The sequence below is a fragment of the Coriobacteriia bacterium genome, assembly GCA_031292615.1.
GTDB lineage: Bacteria > Actinomycetota > Coriobacteriia > Anaerosomatales > JAAXUF01 > JARLGT01.
On record JARLGT010000054.1, the window covers coordinates 1 to 17,316 of the forward strand.

The 17,316-nt window shown below is 64.6% G+C and carries 19 protein-coding genes and 1 tRNA gene; 2 read left to right on the plus strand and 18 right to left on the minus strand.

Annotated elements, in window-relative coordinates; genetic code table 11:
• From P4L93_04855 to P4L93_04870, 4 genes are all read right to left on the minus strand, one after another.
• Positions 1–469 (minus strand): hypothetical protein (locus P4L93_04855; protein ID MDR3686270.1); only part of this gene is annotated, 469 nt, incomplete at its 3' end.
• Positions 469–1,218 (minus strand): LytTR family DNA-binding domain-containing protein, encoded by a 750-nt coding sequence (locus P4L93_04860; GenBank protein ID MDR3686271.1) that lies wholly within the window; start codon positions 1,216–1,218, stop codon positions 469–471. The genes P4L93_04855 and P4L93_04860, both read right to left, overlap by 1 nt.
• Before the next feature lie 130 nt (positions 1,219–1,348).
• Positions 1,349–2,728, minus strand: coding sequence for an NADPH-dependent glutamate synthase (gene gltA / locus P4L93_04865; GenBank protein ID MDR3686272.1), 1,380 nt, complete (start codon positions 2,726–2,728; stop codon positions 1,349–1,351).
• Positions 2,729–2,847: 119 nt separating this feature from the next.
• The gene (locus tag P4L93_04870) at positions 2,848–3,687 is read right to left on the minus strand and encodes a sulfide/dihydroorotate dehydrogenase-like FAD/NAD-binding protein (protein ID MDR3686273.1); all 840 of its coding nucleotides are present in this window, start codon (positions 3,685–3,687) and stop codon (positions 2,848–2,850) included.
• Between the two features lie 251 nt (positions 3,688–3,938).
• Between P4L93_04870 and P4L93_04875 the strand changes: the two genes are divergently transcribed.
• Positions 3,939–5,153, plus strand: coding sequence for a peptidoglycan DD-metalloendopeptidase family protein (locus P4L93_04875; protein ID MDR3686274.1), 1,215 nt, complete (start codon positions 3,939–3,941; stop codon positions 5,151–5,153).
• Between the two features lie 11 nt (positions 5,154–5,164).
• Here P4L93_04875 and pth read toward each other — a convergent pair whose 3' ends face one another.
• The 14 genes from pth to metG form a co-directional block, all read right to left on the minus strand.
• Positions 5,165–5,731, minus strand: a complete 567-nt coding sequence (gene pth / locus P4L93_04880) for an aminoacyl-tRNA hydrolase (protein MDR3686275.1) — start codon at positions 5,729–5,731, stop codon at positions 5,165–5,167.
• 3 nt (positions 5,732–5,734) lie between these two features.
• A complete protein-coding gene (locus P4L93_04885) occupies positions 5,735–6,367 on the minus strand; it encodes a 50S ribosomal protein L25 (GenBank protein ID MDR3686276.1) in 633 nt (210 codons plus the stop codon).
• A gap of 67 nt (positions 6,368–6,434) precedes the next feature.
• Positions 6,435–7,397, minus strand: coding sequence for a ribose-phosphate pyrophosphokinase (locus P4L93_04890; GenBank protein ID MDR3686277.1), 963 nt, complete (start codon positions 7,395–7,397; stop codon positions 6,435–6,437).
• A 36-nt stretch (positions 7,398–7,433) separates the two neighbouring features.
• Entirely contained in the window at positions 7,434–8,813 is a 1,380-nt protein-coding gene (glmU, locus tag P4L93_04895; protein MDR3686278.1) for a bifunctional UDP-N-acetylglucosamine diphosphorylase/glucosamine-1-phosphate N-acetyltransferase GlmU, read from the minus strand.
• A 61-nt stretch (positions 8,814–8,874) separates the two neighbouring features.
• Positions 8,875–8,948: transfer RNA gene (locus tag P4L93_04900), tRNA-Gln, on the minus strand.
• Between the two features lie 129 nt (positions 8,949–9,077).
• A complete protein-coding gene (gene spoVG / locus P4L93_04905; GenBank protein ID MDR3686279.1) occupies positions 9,078–9,380 on the minus strand; it encodes a septation regulator SpoVG in 303 nt (100 codons plus the stop codon).
• Between the two features lie 60 nt (positions 9,381–9,440).
• On the minus strand, positions 9,441–10,223 hold the full coding sequence (locus P4L93_04910) for a nucleotidyltransferase family protein (GenBank protein MDR3686280.1): 783 nt from the start codon (positions 10,221–10,223) through the stop codon (positions 9,441–9,443).
• The gene (ispE, locus tag P4L93_04915; protein ID MDR3686281.1) at positions 10,220–11,107 is read right to left on the minus strand and encodes a 4-(cytidine 5'-diphospho)-2-C-methyl-D-erythritol kinase; all 888 of its coding nucleotides are present in this window, start codon (positions 11,105–11,107) and stop codon (positions 10,220–10,222) included. Before ispE ends, P4L93_04910 begins: the two co-directional genes overlap by 4 nt.
• 87 nt (positions 11,108–11,194) lie before the next feature.
• Positions 11,195–11,476, minus strand: coding sequence for a Veg family protein (locus P4L93_04920; protein MDR3686282.1), 282 nt, complete (start codon positions 11,474–11,476; stop codon positions 11,195–11,197).
• A gap of 129 nt (positions 11,477–11,605) precedes the next feature.
• A complete protein-coding gene (gene rsmA, locus P4L93_04925) occupies positions 11,606–12,466 on the minus strand; it encodes a 16S rRNA (adenine(1518)-N(6)/adenine(1519)-N(6))-dimethyltransferase RsmA (GenBank protein MDR3686283.1) in 861 nt (286 codons plus the stop codon).
• Between the two features lie 2 nt (positions 12,467–12,468).
• Positions 12,469–13,506, minus strand: a complete 1,038-nt coding sequence (locus P4L93_04930) for a 3D domain-containing protein (GenBank protein ID MDR3686284.1) — start codon at positions 13,504–13,506, stop codon at positions 12,469–12,471.
• A 330-nt stretch (positions 13,507–13,836) separates the two neighbouring features.
• Positions 13,837–14,442, minus strand: coding sequence for a flavodoxin family protein (locus tag P4L93_04935; GenBank protein ID MDR3686285.1), 606 nt, complete (start codon positions 14,440–14,442; stop codon positions 13,837–13,839).
• Positions 14,439–15,320: a TatD family hydrolase gene (locus P4L93_04940; GenBank protein ID MDR3686286.1), complete on the minus strand. Its 882-nt coding sequence runs from the start codon at positions 15,318–15,320 to the stop codon at positions 14,439–14,441. The genes P4L93_04935 and P4L93_04940 overlap by 4 nt, the downstream gene beginning before the upstream one ends.
• A 7-nt stretch (positions 15,321–15,327) precedes the next feature.
• Complete coding sequence (gene metG / locus P4L93_04945; GenBank protein MDR3686287.1) at positions 15,328–16,893, minus strand: methionine--tRNA ligase; 1,566 nt, start codon at positions 16,891–16,893, stop codon at positions 15,328–15,330.
• Between the two features lie 124 nt (positions 16,894–17,017).
• On the opposite strand from metG, the gene P4L93_04950 reads away from it, so the two are divergent.
• Entirely contained in the window at positions 17,018–17,263 is a 246-nt protein-coding gene (locus tag P4L93_04950; GenBank protein ID MDR3686288.1) for an AbrB/MazE/SpoVT family DNA-binding domain-containing protein, read from the plus strand.
• Positions 17,264–17,316 lie beyond the last annotated feature (53 nt).

Below are 17,316 nucleotides of genomic sequence, written 5' to 3' on the forward strand. Positions count from 1 at the left end.
GCGGCTCGAAGGACTCGAAGAAGATGATGACGTTGTGGTCGCCTGGAGGGACCGTTGGAGGCACGGTGATCGAGAACTTCACCGGGATGCGCTGTTTGGGGGTGAGCTCGAGGTACGGGATGTTCCCCAGCGACTTGCTGTTCGCAGGCATCTTGATCGTCGTCCACGACGACGGCAGCGAAAGCGACTGCAGGTCGGCGCGCGTAGGCGTGACGTACGTGACCGCACCGTTGGGGTCGACCTTCATGTCCGACGCGTACACCATGACCTTAAGCGGCTCGTCGCCATCGTTCATCACGACGACCTCGCCGTTGGCCTGCTGGCCGGCGGACAGGTCGAAGCGGAACGTGCCTGCCGAGAGCCCAAGCGTTCGGGTCGCGAACGCCGAGCTAGGAAGAGCGAGGAGCGACGCAGCAACCAGCGCCGCGACGCCGAGAAGGCGAGCGCGGGAAGGGTGACGGGGAGCCATCAGATGCCGACCGCCTCTCGGAACGTCCGGACCTGTCGTCGTGCCACTGGAATGTGCGTCTCGTCGCGATCAGATGCCACGACCACGTAGCTACCGTCCACCCGCAGTATCTCCTTCACCTTGTTGAGGTTCACGAGGTAGCTCCTGTGCACGCGCGTGAATGTCTCGCGCGACAGTTTGCCCTCGAGTTCGCCAAGCGTCATGTCGACAAGATACTGGTTCTCGTAGGTATGTGCGTAGGTGGACTTGTTCCGTGCCGAGAGAAGCACGATGTCGTCGATGTTGAGCAGCACGGTACGGCCGCCCTTGCGAACCGCAAGCTTGCGAAACTCGCTCTCCCCCGCCCCGGTCTGCTCGGCCGCGACATGGCGGCGCGCCTTGGCGAGACTCTCGACGCGCGCTGCAAGTTCGAGCACGTTGAAAGGCTTGGTGACGTATTGCTGAACGCCTTGCTTGAAGGCGAGGATCTTGGCCAGGTCCTGGGTCTTGGCGCTGAGCATGATGACGGGCATATCACCGAGTGTGGGGCTGTTGCGGATGTCCATGAGGCACATCCAACCGTCGACGCGCGGCATCATGATGTCGAGCACCACTACATCGACGCGTTCCCGGCCGAGAACCTCGAGCCCCTCGGCGCCGTCGGAGGCACCGTAGACGCTCATGCCCTCGGCCTCGAGACCGGCGCGAATCATCTCAACAACTGCGCTGTCGTCATCGATGACGAGCACATGAATAGGTTCGTCGCCCACCGCTCGCTCCCTCATTCCGGCCGAATGGAAGGGCCTTCCTACCTGACGCACGGCGCAGCGCGCCGTTCGTCCACGTTCTGGATTGTACCCCAGCGGTCTGACATCGCGGCCGAATGCCCGCGATTCAGCGCTAAGAGGTGGCGCGCTCCCGCAACCAGCGGTCCATCGCGCGTGCCGACGTCTTGCCCGCACCCATCGCCAGGATCACCGTCGCCGAGCCGGTCACGATATCCCCGCCCGAGAACACCCCGGGTAGATTGGTCGCGCCTTCCTCGTCGGTGAGCACGTAGCCGCGGCGCGACAACTCGATGCCGGGCGCGGCCGCTTTCAGCAGAGGATTCGGACGCGTCCCCACGGCGATGATGACGGTGTCGCACTCGATTGAGAAGTCGGCGCCCAGCACGCATACCGGCGCGCGGCGTCCGCTCTCGTCGGGCTCGGAGAGCTCCATCCGATTAGCGACTATCCCGGTCACGAAGCCATCGCGGCCCACAATCTCGGCCGGAGAGCAGAGCATCTTGAACTCGACACCCTCCTCTTTGGCGTGATGAACCTCTTCCTTGCGCGCAGGCATCTCGTCTTGGGTGCGCCGATAGACGAGAAAGACCTCCTCGGCACCAAGTCGAAGCGCGGTGCGTGCCGCATCCATCGCCACATTACCGCCGCCGATGACCGCGACCTTGCGTCCGCGTGCCACCGGCGTGTCTGCCTTGCTAGGAAACTCGTAGGCTCGCATCAAGTTGACGCGAGTGAGGAACTCGTTGGCCGAGAACACCCCGTTGAAGTTCTCGCCCGGAATCCCCATGAACACGGGAAGGCCGGCGCCGCTGCCCACGAAGACAGCGTCAAAGCCCTCCTCGCCGAGCAGCTCGGGTACGGTCGTGAGCTGTCCCACCACCGTGTCCGTGACGATCTCGACGCCCACCGAGGAGAGCATCTCGATCTCGGCGGCGACGATGGCCTTGGGCAGGCGGAACTCGGGGATGCCGTACGTCAGCACGCCGCCAGGGGCGTGAAGTGACTCGAAGATGGTGACGCCGTGTCCGAGCTTGGCCAGCTCGCCTGCGCACGCTAAGCCAGCCGGACCGCTACCGACGACGGCGCAGCGCATGCCGCTCGGCGCGGCGACCTCGGGCACGCATCGGTGGTCGAGCTCGCATGCCAAGTCCGTGTCGCCGAGAAAACGCTCGAGTCGGCCAATCGCGACGGGCTCGCCCTTCTTGGCGAGCACGCACGACGCCTCGCACTGCTCTTCCTGCGGGCAGACACGACCGCAGACGGCTGGCAGAGCATTGCGCTCCTTGAGCACCGACACGCCTCGGGTCAGATCGCCCTCGATGATGGCGCCGATGAACTCACGAATGTCGATGTTGACCGGACAGCCCTGTTGGCATGTCGGGTTGGGGCACTGGAGGCAGCGGTTGGCCTCGGCGAGTGCTTCGTCGGCCGAGTAGCCAAACGCGACCTCGTCGAAGCTCGACCGGCGCTGCTCAGGCGAGCGCTCGGGCATGGGCGTACGCGGTGCGCGCGAGGCGCGATGGCGGGGCTTCGCGGCACGTGCGCGATCTCGATCGCGCTGGCGCTCCCGCTCCCTATCGCGGTCGGCGTCGCCAAGCGACGTCGTGTCGTCTACAGGTGGCATTGGCACCCCCGGCTGTACTCGGCATCGGCCTCGCGCTCGATGTCGGAGTAGATACGCTGGCGGCTCATGAGCTCTTCGAAGTCGACCGCGTGGCCGTCGAAATCGGGACCTTCGACGCAGCCGAACTTGGTCTCGCCGCCCACAGTCACGCGACAGGCCCCGCACATGCCGGTGCCGTCTACCATGATCGGGTTGAGCGAGACGGTGGTCGGCACGTCAAACTCGCGCGTCGTGGCCGCGGCGAACTTCATCATTATGGCGGGTCCGACAGCGAACGCAGCGTCGAGCTCGCCCGACGAGCACAGCTCCTTGAGTGGGGCCGTGACCAGGCCCTTACGACCCGCCGAGCCATCGTCGGTGCAGATCACCAGCTCGCGCAGCGGAAGCGCGCGCAGCTCCTTCTCGAGAATCAGCAGCTCGCTGTTGCGGGCCCCCACGATCACGGTCACCTCGCCGCCGGCCTCGCACATCGCACGGGCGACCGGGTATGCAACGGCCACGCCCACGCCACCGCCCACGATGGCCACACGACCGGCACCCTCGGTGTGGGTTGGGACGCCGAGTGGCCCGACGACATCGGCAAGCATGTCGCCGACCTCGAGATGCGACAGAGCATGCGTGGTCTTGCCGACTCGCATGAAGATGAAGCGGATCCAGCCTTGCTCGGCGGACCAGTCGCTGAAGGTGAGTGGAATGCGCTCGCCATTCTCGTCGGTGCGCACCATGAGGAACTGGCCGGCGCGTGCTTTGGCCGCGATCTTAGGCGCCTCGACGCCCATCTCGAAGACGGCCTCGGAGAGCTGACGCTTGTGAACGATGCGGAACATGGTCCTCCGTGGGGCCGTGGTCGTGCCTCGCCAAAGGTCGGTGAGGCGTCGAAACAGTATAGCAGCGGGCTTGCTCGTCGCAGCCCTGCGGCAAAGAGCGTCAACCACACCCCAAACGCACAGGTTGTTGCCGGGTTGTGGCCTGCTCCGGGGCGAGAGAAGAGCGTTCGAGTGGTATTATTCTGGGCAGTGAACGCCCTTCCGGACGGCACACACCACTACAACGCAGCAGCCCCGGAGGATCTTCCAGCATGACTCGCTTCCGCGCATACCTCGCGGCAACCCTCTGCATGGCGCTGCTTCTCGCTGCCGTCACCCCTGCCTATGCTGTCTCCGCCGCCGATGCTGCCAAGCATGCGAGCACGGCGGCGTCGGCCCGCGCCAAGGCCGCACAGGAGCAGGTGCTGGCCAACCAGCTCAAGACCGAGGCTGCCAAGCTGGACGACAAGGTCCAGTCGCTGCAGTCGCAGGCCAACGCGCTGGACCCCCAGATCACCACGGCTGCCACCCGGGCCCAGACCCTGCGCCAGCAGGTCGACTCCATGCGCTCGCAGATCTCGTCTAAGACCGCTCAGATCAGTGCCACGCAGGCCGAGGTTGCCCGCGAGCAAGGCTTGCTCGCCGAGCGCGTTACAGCGGCTTACAAGGGCGGTGAGTGGTGGACATACATCGACATGCTCCTCGGCGCGCATGACTTCCGCGATCTGATCGCGCGCACGGAGCTGGTCGATCGCGTCCTACGAGCCAACAGCGCCGCTGCCGAGCAGCTCTCGGCGAGCAAGACGGTGCTAAGCCAGCAGAAGGCCGCACTCGATCAGGCGCTGGCTGACGTAGACGCGAAGCGCCATGAGGCCGACGCGGTCGAGCAGAACCTCAAAGGGCTGCAGAGCGCGCGCCAAGAAAAGGTCGCCGCTCAGCAAGGGGTTCTCAACGCCAAGTCACAGCTCCTGGCCGAGACTCAGCACAACGCCAAGCGACTCCTCGCTATCGCAGACGCCGAGCAGGCCGAGTCGGCGCGCATCCGCGCCGAGCTCTCGCGCTCGTCGCACGGCTCGGGCTCGTACCACGGCGGCATGTCGTGGCCGGTCCCGGGCTTCCAGCAGATCACCTCGCCGTTCGGATGGCGAATGCATCCCATCCTGCACAAGCGGATCTTCCACGCGGGTATCGATATCTCCGGCCCGGGCATCAACGGCGCGCCGATCATTGCTGCTGGTGCTGGCACGGTCATCGCCGCCGGACCGCACGGCGGCTACGGGAACGTCGTCATGATCGACCACGGCAACGGCGTCGTCACCGTGTACGGTCATCAGCAGAGCGGCGGAATCCGAGTCTCTGTCGGCCAGCACGTCAAACGCGGCCAGCGTATCGGCACCGTCGGTTCCACCGGAATGTCTACCGGCCCCCACCTGCACTTCGAGGTGCGTGTCAACGGAAGCGCCGTCAACCCGCTGAACTACCTCTAGCGACGGCGCCCTTAGTCCGCGTTGAACTCCTGCATGGTCGCATCCGGCCCGTGCTCGAGCAGGCTGATGACAGCTTGCGCCGCCGTTGGGATGCTCGCTTCGAGGTCGTCGAAGACGGCGCCCTTGAGTGGCTGCAGGACGTAGTCGGCCGCGTCCATGCGCCCGGGCGGGCGGCCCACCCCAACACGGACGCGCAGGTAGCTGTCGCTGTCGAGCTGCTCGTGCAACGAGCGCAAGCCGTTGTGGCCGCCGTGGCCTCCCCCGCGCTTCACTCGCACCTTGCCAGCCGCCAGATCGATATCGTCGTGGACGACGATGATCTCGGCGACCTCAACGTTGTAGAGCTCGGCGAGCTTCTTGACCGAGCTGCCCGACAAGTTCATGAACGTCTGCGGCTTGGCAAGCACCAGGTCTTCGCCACCGAAACGAACGACGGCGACCTTCGCACCCCCCTGATCCTTCCAGTAGGAAGCGCGAAGGTCGTCGCCGAGAAGATCAATCACAAGAAACCCGGCGTTGTGACGCGTTGACGCGTACTCTCGGCCGGGATTGCCGAGCCCAACCACCAAACGAGTCACGTGCTACTCGTCCTCAGGCTTGCCGCCGATGAGCTCGGGCTGGGCCTCCTCGGCAATCTCTTCCTCTTCGACCTCGACACGCGGCGCCTGGACCGATACCAGGACCTCTTCGGGGTCGTCCAAGATCTCGACACCCTTGGGAGCCACGATGTCCTTGACGTGAAGCACGTCACCGATCTCGAGAGCGGCCACGTCGACGTCGATGGACTCGGGTAGGTCGCCCGGCTTGGCCTCGACGTTGATCTCGTGGAAGTTTGTTGTCAGCACGCCGCCGGCCTTAACTCCAGCCGGATCGTTGACGTAGTGCAGCGTGATCGACGCGTGTACCGCGACGTTCATCTGAATGACCATGAAGTCGACGTGGATGATCTCGCCCTTGATCGGCGACGTCTGCATTTCGCGGATCATGGCGTTGACCGGCTTGCTCTCGCCCTCGACTTGGAGCTCGACGATGATCGAGCTCGACGCGTGGTGCGACATCAGGAGTTCGAAGTCGTGACGGTCGACCGACAGCGACAGGGTCTCGCGGCCCGGACCGTAGAGCACGGCCGGAATGCGGTTCTCGCTCGCGAGCCGGCGGTTCGCCTTGCCGATGATGGTGCGAGGGAACACCGGCAGAAGTGTAGAGGCAGTCATAGTCGACGAGCTCCTTCGGTTGTCATGCGTGGTCAGTCAGTAGGTACCCCACTCGAGGGCCTTGAACTTACAGCTGGAAGTCCGGGTCGAAGAGCTCAGAGACGGATTCATCGTTGAAGACGTTCTGCACCGCATGGGCGAACAGCGGTGCGACCGACAGCACGCGAATCTTGCCGTGCTGCCTTTCCTCCGGCACCGGGATGGTATTGGTGACGATGAGCTCCCGGATAGGAGCCGCCTCGATACGCTCATACGCCGGTGCCGAGAAGATGCCGTGCGTGGCCGTGACGTACACCTCCTTGGCTCCCTTCGCCATCAGCGCCTTGGCGCCCTCGGTGATCGAGCCGGCGGTGTCGATCATGTCGTCGGCCACGATACAGACCTTGCCGTCGACCTCACCGATGACGTGCGTGATCTCAGCGACGTTGTGCTCCGGACGGCCCTTGTGCATGATCGCAAGTCCCGCTCCGAGCATGTTCGAGAGCTTCTTGCAGGCCTTGGCGCGACCCACGTCCGGCGAAACCACGACGCAGTCCTCAAGGTGCAGCGACTCGAAGTAGTCGGCGAGGATGGGAAGCGCCGTCAAGTGGTTCACCGGCTGGTTGAAGAAGCCTTGGATCTGGCCCTGGTGCAGGTCCATCGTGATGACACGGTTGACACCTGCGACGGTGAGAACGTCGGCGACCAGCTTGGCTGTGATCGGCTCGCGGGCCGCCGACTTCTTGTCTTGCCGAGCATAACCGTAGTGGCTTATGACCGCCGTGATCGAACGCGCCGAGGCTCGCTTGGCCGCATCCACCATGATGAGCAGCTCCATGAGCGTCTCGTTGACGGGGGCACAGACCGACTGGATGATGAACACGTCGGCACCTCGAACGCTCTCAAGGTAGCGCACGTAGATCTCGCCGTTGGCGAACTTGCGGATCTTGACGTTGCCGAGCTCGATACCCAGGTGCCGGACCACGCCCTCGGCGAGCTCGGGATTGCTCGTACCGGCGAACACCTGCATGCGCTTGGTCTGCTGGGGCATCTTTCGGCGCGCTCCGTTCCTGAAGTGTCGGCGATGTTACTCGTCGTGCTTGATCTTTCGACGCATGGCCCAGCCGTCGATAACAACCTGCTCCGAGCGCTCGAGCGCGAGCGCCCCTGGGGGCACGTCGCGCGCGATTGTGCTTCCGGCGGCGGTGACCGCACCGTCCCCCACGGTCACTGGCGCCACAAGCATCGTATCAGACCCGATGAAAGCGCCGTCGCCGATGCACGTGGCATGCTTCGTCTCTCCGTCGTAGTTGCAGGTGATCGAGCCTGCGCCGATGTTGACATCCTTGCCGATTGTTGTGTCACCGATGTAGGAAAGGTGCGGCACCTTGCTGCCCTCGCCCACCGTCGACTTCTTGACCTCGACGCACGCTCCGACCTTGCTATTTGCCTCAAGCACCGTCCCGGCGCGCAGGTACGAAACGGGGCCGACTGTTGCGCCAGCGCCTACCGTCGCGCTCACGACGATCGAGGCGTCGATGACCGCATCGGCGGACACAATGGCGTCAGTGAGCCGGGTGTTGGGCCCGATTACGGCGCGATCGCCAATCTCGGTGTCGCCGAAGAGAAACGTCATCGGAAGCAACTCGACGTCGCGCCCGAGGCGCGTGTCCGGGCCGATCCACACCAGCTCGGGATCGGTCATCGTGACGCCAGCGAGCATGTGGGCGTGGTTGATACGGCGCTGCATAACCTTGTTGGCCTCGGCGAGCTGCACGCGAGAGTTCACGCCGAGCGTCTCAAGCGCGTCGTCGGTCGAGCTGGCCGAGACCATCAGTCCCTCTGCGTTGAAGATCGCGACCATGTCGGTGAGGTAGTACTCGCCTTGAGCGTTCTCGGTTGTCAGCCTGTCGAGGTGTGCAAAGAGGACGGCTGCGTCGAAGCAGTAAGTTCCCGTGTTGATCTCGTGGATGGCGCGTTCCAACGGCGAGCAGTCGTTCTCCTCGACGATCGCCGCGACGCAGCCGTCGTGCGTCGAGCGGATGATTCGCCCGTAGCCGGTCGGGTCCGGCAGGTTAGCGGTGAGCAGCGTCAGCGCCGAGCCGGTCGACTCGCGCATCGCTATCAACCCGGCGATCGTCTCGGGAGTAAAAAGTGCGTGGTCGCCCGACAGCACTACCAGCGAGCCCTCGAAGTCACGCAGGGCCTCGCGAGCGCTCATGACTGCATGTCCGGTTCCGAGCTGCTGGGGCTGATGGACCGTGAGAACTTCCTCGGGCAGCACAGCCTCGACTACCTCGGCATGGTGACCAGTGACCGCGATGACTCGGTCACACCCAGCGCCGAGGGCCGCCGAGACCACCCAGTTCACCATCGGCTTGCCCAGGATCTCGTGGGCCACCTTCGGCTTGTCGGACTTCATGCGCGTGCCCTCGCCAGCGGCGAGGATGAGGGCGACGGAACTCATTGTGAGGCTCCTTGGGTCTTGACCCGCAGCGGGTATCCCGACGGTGTGACGCCGAGTGCGATGGCTGGGGCACCAGGATTCGAACCTGGATAGCGGGCACCAAAAGCCCGAGTCCTGCCGTTGAACGATGCCCCAACGAAGTACGCACGCAGCGTCGAGCCGCACTGCAGTGTAAGAAGGAGCCTCGGCAAGCGTCAACAAGGACGCGCGATGACTGTGCGGCAAAACGTCGACAAGGCACGACCTAGCGCGCCAAACAATCGCCTAGATCTCGGCAGGCTCCAGCTGCTCGGCTGCCGCCGAGAACGCCTCCAGACCGCCGTCGATGGCAAACTGGTCCAGAACGGCCTGCTGAATGCTGTTGCGCGCGTCGGTGTTGATGGGGTGACAGATGTCCCGGAAGTCGCCGTTAGGCAACTTGCGCGAGGGCATCGCGACGAACAGCCCTTTGTCACCGTTCACTACTCGAAGATCGTGGATCACGAAGCTGTCGTCGATCACGATCGAGGCGATCGCGCATACTTTGTTCATCGCGACGGGCCTCAGCGTTACCTTCGTGATCTGCATGGTTCCCCCTTTGTCAGTGATGGACGACCCCCCAGCCATCCAACAGTGCCTGTACTTTCACTATTCTGCGGAGTTCGGGGTATTCCTACCCGAACGACCGGCGTACAGCACACGTTCCGCCACTACGACATCGATGGGCTTGTCCACATCGGCCCCGATGGAGGCAAACGTCGTGTACACCGCTACGCAGTGCACTCCGAGCAGCTGCTCCATCTTGCGTTCCACGTCGTCGACTCGCAGCCTGCCAGTGACGTACTTGATGATGAAGGGCACGCCGATGACGCGCGCCATTGCAATCGGGCTCTTGCGCGCATCAAACAGCTTCTGGCCTAGCCCACGGTTGCGACGAACCACCTCCGGCGCGAGCACCATCATGTTGCCGCCGGTCACGTTCCCGCCCGAGACCTTCACGTAGGTTCGCCGCGAGCCCGGGAACTGAGCCTCCATCTCCTCGGCCGAGACAAGCGGGTAGCTGAACTGCGCGCCGGCATCTAGGGAGCGCGTAACGAAGTCGTCGATTGCCTCCGGGGTGAGCGCCGGAAGGTCGCCTGTCGCGGCGAGCACGGGCCTGTTGCCCTCGAACGCCGAGAACCCCGCCAGAGCGTTGTCGATGAACGACGCATCGGAGACTACGACGTGGTCGACGAGCTTCACCCAATCCCCGAGATCGTCGGCACACGGCACGACGACCGCGATCTGTTCGATGGTATTGGCGGCCCGCAGAGCCTCGACGACCCACTCGATCATCGGTTTTCCGGCGATCGGAACGAGTCCTTTGATGCGCTCGGTGGGATCGATGATCGCGCCGTCGCCCCCGCCCAGAACCATCGCGTGAACGCTCACACCATCATCTCACTCTCGGTAACGACCGGACCTTGGGCGCTGAGCGCCGTAGCCGCCGACCACCAGCCGCGCTGTTCCGCAACTCGCGAGATGCGCTCGGCATCCAACGCGGAGTCGCAGATCGCGAAGACTGCCGATCCGCTCCCGGCCATTGTCGCGCCGAGCACCCCCGTCTCGGCGCGCAGGAACGCGAGTGCGTCCCCAATGGCGGGAACGAGCGCCTCCGCGGCAGGAATCATGTTGTTGGCCAAGCCCGCCGCAAGCGCTCTCGGATCGCGAAAGCGAACGGAGTCGGTGACGGGGCGCATGTCGCCGACGAGTTGGGGATCGGCGTCGAACGCGCGATAGGCGTCCGCAGTAGGCACGGCCGCAGGTGGACGAACCACGACAACGGTCGCCTCGATGGGCTTCAGGCTCCGAACCAGGTGGTCGCCTCGGCCATCCATGAGAGCTGCGCCGCCTTGAAGCAGAAACGGCACGTCAGCGCCGAGCGACGCGGCGACATCGAGCAGCCGGAGGTCGTCGCGCTCCAAGCCTGCCCAATGCGCGAGCCCCGCGAGCACTGCCGCCGCGTCCGACGATCCGCCGCCGAGCCCCGCTCCGGCCGGGATGCGCTTGGCGAGGGTGATATCGAGAAGGACGTCGAGCCCGTACGCGGCCGAGAACGCTCGAGCCGCGCGATACGCGAGGTTGCTCTCGGCGGGAATGCCCAAGTCGACGTCGCAGGACAGCTCAAGCTCATCGGCGGGCGTCAGAGTGACTCTGTCAGCCAGCGCTAGGGTGTGTAGCACCGTCTGAACCGAGTGATATCCATCGGGTCGGATCGAGCCGACTCCGAGGAACAGGTTGACCTTGGCGGGGGCGCTGATCGTGAGGGACTGCATGTCGGTGAGTGTTCCCCTCGGACATGACAAAGCGCGGAGCATATGCCCCGCGCCATTGTCGCGAAATCGGTGAGTATCGCGCCTCGCTTAGTTAAGCCAAGGCAACAGGTTCTCGCCACTCTCGACGTGCGTGAGTTCGACCGTGCCGGTGAGCACGTCGACGTACTGGTACGAAGCACGGGCGGTACGATCGCGCTTCTCCAGCACTTCCACGACGAAGAGCGCAGGGTGTGTCTGCATCAGGATGCCCTCGCGCTCCACGATTTTCGAGCGGCCCATGTTGGCGCGCACACGAATACGGCTGCCGGTCATTCCTTCGAGATCCGTACGAATGCGCCCGACAACTTCAGCTTGACGAACTAGATCCATGAATAGAACCTCCCTCTGCTCAAGAGGGAAGTATAGCTGAGCCAAGGCTAAATTACCAGCGTGCTGACCGACCAGTCGGTTAGAAATCGCACGCAAACGAAAACCATTTCCAGCGATTCGGTGACGCAGTCAGGCTTCAACGTTTGGTAGAGCCTTCGCCAACGCGAGGAACTTCTCGGGATCGAGCGCTTCGGCACGCAGCGATCCGTCGACTCCGGCCGCCTCCAGTGCGGCATCAAGAGCCTCGGCATCAAGGCCCAGTGTGCTTTTCAGAGAGTTACGGATCGTCTTGCGTCGCTGGGCGAACCCAGCCTCGGCGGCGCGGGCCGCGGCGTGAAGGAGCGCAGGATCGGTCGCGAGTGGCGCGCGCTCAAGCCGCAGCACCGCCGAGTCAACACGCGGCGGCGGCAGGAAGCATGAGCGCGAGACCGCGAAACGGCCAGCGGGCTTCGCCAGCAGGCGCAGTTTGACGGTGTAGGCGCCGAAGTCCTTGGTGCCCGGCGAAGCAGCCATGCGATCGGCGACCTCCGCCTGCACCATGATGGTCGCACTTTGGAGGCTGGGAATCTCCTCGAAGAAGCGGAGGACGACGGTTGCCGCGACGGCGTAGGGAAGGTTGGCGACCATCGCGACGGGTGGTCCGAAGGGCTCAGCGAGCGCTTCAGGGCTTACGGCCACGGCGTCGGCGCGCACGATGGCGAGGCGAGCGCAGTCGGCCGTGGTCTCCGCAAGCGCAGGGAGCAAGTCGGAGTCGCGTTCTACGGCGACCACTGCGCCAGCGTGCTGGCACAGCGCGGCTGTAAGCGTGCCGATGCCGGGCCCGATCTCTATGACGGTCTCGTCACCGGCGAGCTTGGCCAGAGCAATGATGCGACCGATGACGTTGTCGTCGATGAGAAAGTGCTGACCCAGCGCCTTCTTGGTCGCAAGACCGTGGCGCTTGAGGACAGCGATCGTCTCAGAGGGAGTTGCGAGCGGCGAGTGCGCCACGGTTAGTCGAGCACGACGATGGTGACGTGGCGCTTGCCCCAGGAGTTGACCTCGAAAAGCGAGTTGAAGCACAGGTCGATATGGCGACCGTTGATCATACCGCCGGTGTCGCCCGCGATCGCGTAGCCGTAGCCGGGCACGTAGAGATGCGAGCCCAGCGGGATGACGTTGGGGTCGACCGCAACGATGCCGCGCTCGCAGCGCGGACCGGTGGCCGTGCCAGACGATGCGCCCGGCTCCTCGGCGGAGTACGCGGTCGCGATCACGTTGATGTGACGGCCCTGAGGGAGCGTACTGGCACGTATGAGCTGAGCCGAGATGTGAGCCACAGCGAGCTGGCGACGAGTCGAGCCGTCGCCCGTTCCCACGGCGACGACCTCGGTCACGGGTTTCACGACGACGTTTTCGGCGGTCAGGGTGGACGAACCCTCGATGCCGCTAACGACGAGCGATCGGTAGATGCGCATGACGCTGCCGACGCTGCCATGCCGGATGATGCGCCGTACACCCTTGGGAAGCGTACCGTCGGGACGCTCGGCGACGGCGAATGGCGCGTTGGTGGTGACGGTGGAGATGCGCGCGAACGAGTCCGGCGCCGTGATGCGCATTCCGGGCTTGAGCGGGGCGTCCAGTGCTGGGGTCACTCCGGCAGTTGCCTCGGGGTCGAGCCCAGCCGCGACCAGTGCATCGGCGACCGTCTTACCCACGACGTTCAGCGACGTGTCGGTACCGCCCAGGACGACGACGACAGGGACGGCGTGGCGCACTACAACGCTCATCCCAGCGGTGACCTTGGTGTCCTGCGAAGGGAAGACCAAGTCGCCAGCTCCGACCTTCACGCCGGTCTCGGAGAGCAGACCGGCCACGTCGGCGGATTGAGAGTCGATATGCAGAGTCCGGCCGTCCACGACGACCGAGACCTGCTTTTGGGCCCACACGAATCCGGTGACACAGAGCAAGAGGATGAGTGCTGGAACGAAGGCTGCGACGATGAACTGGGTCCTCTGGGATCGTGCCGAGCGAGTCGGCTCAGACCTCATTAAGACCTCTCTGATCGGGGACATTTCAACCGTTCCGTAACGAGGAGCGGAGTTCCGATGCTAGCGCTCTGAAACGCCCGACGCAAACCCGCAGGTCGCCACGAATAGCTTTCTCGGAGGGGACAAAAACGTCGTGTCGTCAACGGATTTCCGAGCATCTCGGACGCCACATCTGGGTGTTCCTGTCAACTCCGGGGCGCCAGCCAAGGCGGCGACAAGGGCGCGCGCGAGCACGCATGCGAGGCACACACGGCAGGCTGCGGGATGCAGGCGCGGCGCACGTCTGAGACGTGGCGCAGTCGCCGCGCTAGGGAGCGCGAGCACAACGGATCAGCGCTGGGCGCGAACCGCCTCTACCAGCTGTCGGCCGATCTCCTCGGCGCGCTGGAGGGCGTCCGGTTCACTGACGATGTCGCCTGGCTTGTCCGGACCGACGACCTCAAGGACGCGTTCGGCGCTCACGGAGAGCACGGCAAAGACGCTCTTGATCGGGTTCAGAGCGCAACCCGTTCCATACGGGTCGCCTCCCCCGCCGACGAGCAGGATCGCGCCTGGGCGCTTGGTCGCCGGACGCGGCTCTTTGAGGATGTAGCGGCGCACCCAGTACGGCTGGCAGCGGTCGAGCAGCGTCTTGAGCACAGCGGGGACAGTCGCGAAGAACACGGGCGAGGCGACTGCTATCGCGTTGGCCGAATCGAGAGCAGCGTACACGTCGTCCATCCCGTCGCGCTGGACGCAGCGTCCGTCCTTGGAGCAGGCGTTGCAGCCAAGGCAGACGTTGACGCCGGCGTCCTTGGCCACGAGCTTGGTTGCCCTGCCTCCCGCGGCCTCGACGCCCGCGATCAGCGCGTCGAGCAGACGCTCGCTGTTGCCGTGACGCCGCGGACTGCCCGCGATGCACAGAACCGTCGGACGGCTGTCGGCGACCTCGCTCATCCGCGCGACCGATCGAGGAGGCGGCGCGCGTTCGCGTACGCGGCAGCAGCGAAGAGGGCGGGGGTCTCGTCACGCGCCTCGGTAAGGCGGGCGGCCGTGAAGAGCGTGTACGCCGGCTCGTTCTTGCGACCCCGGAAGGGCTCGGGGGTCATGAAGGGGCAGTCGGTCTCGGTGAGGATGCGATCGAGCGGCACGAGAGCGGCAGCCTCACGTACCTCATCAGCCTTCTTGAACGTCACCGGACCGGCGAAGCTCACGGTGCAGCCGAGAGCGAGGAAGCGGCCGAGAGGCTCGGGACCCAAGTTGTAGCAGTGCAGGATGCAGCCCGCCTGAGGCAGCCCGAGCTCGCGCAGGATGGCCTCGCCGTCCTCGTGCGCCTCTCGCAGGTGGACGACCACCGGCAGGTCGAGCTCGTGAGCGATCGCGAGCTGGCGCCGAAACGCCTCACGCTGAACGTCTCGCGGCGAGTAGTCGTAGTGATAGTCGAGCCCGATCTCCCCTATCGCCGATGTAAGTGCATGTCGCGCAAGGCGTCTCAACTCAGCCTCGACCTCAGGTGTAAGGTCCTTGGCGTTGTGGGGATGCACGCCGACGATGGTCCGGACATCCGGCAACGGCGTGTCTGACAGACCCTCGGCATCCAGGATTTCGCGTGCGCGCGCGAACCATATATCCAGAGAGTCGAACGTGCGTGAAGCGTCCTCGCTGGGATCCGCGACCGTCGCGATGAAGTCGACGTCCGTCCGCGCTGCGTTGGCGAGCGCAAGGCCCGGGTCCTCGAGCATGTCGAGGTGCGCATGGGTATCGGCGACCGGCCCGCCGAAATCGGGTGTGGCGACCTCGCGTCCCTTGGCGTCGACGAAGAGCGGCTCGGCCATAGTGGCCCTACTCGGCGTTTTCGATGATGCGTTGGAAGAGTGCCTCGCCCTTCACCACGGGATTGCCCACCGGGAGGCGACCCCATCGTGTCTCGGCAGCAAGGTCGTCGACGTTGAACGGGTCGCCGAGACCGAGTCGTGCGAAGACCTCGCGCGAGGTGCTCGGCATGACCGGCGCAGTGAAGAGCGCGGCGATGCGAACGGCCTCGAGGGCGTTGTAGAGCACGGCATGTAGGCGCGGCAGCGTCGCCTCCGACTTGGCGAGATTCCACGGCGCTGCGTCTTCGATGTAGCGGTTGGTGCGCTTGATGATCTCCCAAACAGCCTCGAGCGCGCCTACGTAGTCCAGCTCGTCCATACGCGCGTCGTACGCCGAGAACAGCCCGTCGCCGATCGCTTTGAGTTCGGCGTCGTCTGCAGTGAGTTCGGGCGCACCTGAGGGGTCGGGCACCCGGCCGTCGCAGAACTTGCCCACCATGTTGAAGAGGCGCGAAACGAGGTTGCCCCAGTCGTTGGCGAGGTCACCGTTGTAGCGCTGCACCATCGACCCTAGAGAAAACGAGCCGTCGGTGCCGAACTGCACCTCGCGCAGGAAGTAGTAACGGTAGGCATCGACGCCGAATCGGGCGACGAGGTCGGCCGGCGCCATCGCGTTGCCCTTGGACTTGCTCATCTTCTCGCCCTTGGTGAGCAGGAAGCCGTTAGCGAACACGCGCTCAGGCACCTCCATGCCGGCGGACATGAGCATCGCGGGCCAGATCACGCAGTGAAAGCGGATGATGTCCTTGCCCACGAAGTGGAGCTGCGCCGGCCAGCGCCGGGCGAACTCCTCGGCCTTCTCGGGATCGCCGTAGCCGATTGCCGTGATGTAGTTGATGAGCGCGTCGAACCAGACGTAGACGGTATGGCTCTCGTCGAAGGGCAGCGGAATGCCCCACTTCACGTTCGCGCGCGAGATCGACAGATCGCGCAGACCGCTCTTCACGAACGAGAGCACCTCGTTGCGGCGCGTCTCCGGCTGGATGAAGTGCGGGTTGGCTTCGAAATACGCGAGCAGCCGGTCCTGATACGACGAGAGCTTGAAGAAGTAGTTGTCCTCGCGCACGAACTCGACGCCCCGGTTGCACTGCGGGCACGTGTGGTCGTCGTGGAGCTGCTCCTCGGTGTAGTACGTCTCGCACGGGACGCAGTACCAGCCCTCGTAGGTGCCTTGGTAGATGTCGCCGGCCTCGTAGATCGTCTTGAGGAACTCTTGGACACCCCGCTCGTGGCGCGGCTCCGTGGTGCGGATGAAGTCGTCGTTGGAGATGTCGAGCATCTTCCAAGCATCGAGGAACTTCTCGGCGATCGTGTCGACCCACTCCTGCGGCGAGACCCCGTTGGCCTCGGCGGCCTGCCCGACCTTCTGGCCGTGCTCGTCGAGTCCGGTCAGGAACCAGACGTCGTCGCCGCGCAGCCGGCGATAGCGGGCGAGCGCATCGGCGGCGATGGTCGTGTAGGCAGTCCCGAGGTGCGGAACCGAGTTCACGTAGTAGATAGGAGTGGTCAGATAGAACGACTGCTTCTGGCTCATCTGTTTCGGCGCTCCGTTGCCGTGGGTAATACTGGAAGAGGGAAAGGCTTTGGGGAGCCTTGCGAAAGATTCTAACTGTTTCAGCGTTGCGTGATTTCGCGTCATCAGGGAAAGGCGGTCGGCGATGCATGACACAGGGATCGTACGGAGGGTCGACGACCTCGGCCGAATCGTCATTCCCATGGAGCTGCGCCGCACACTTGGCATCAAGGTCAAGGATCCGATGGCGATTTTCGTAGAGGGAGACCGGATCATCCTCACCAAGCACAAGGACGCGTGCGCAATCTGCGGTGCCTCCGACTCCGAGACCGTCGATGTCAAGGGCCGTCCGGTCTGCGCGGACTGCGTCTCCGCAATCAAGCGGACCTAGCGGCGCATGGACACGCTTCCGGCCATGACTCTCGACATCGCCGGGCCACCCGC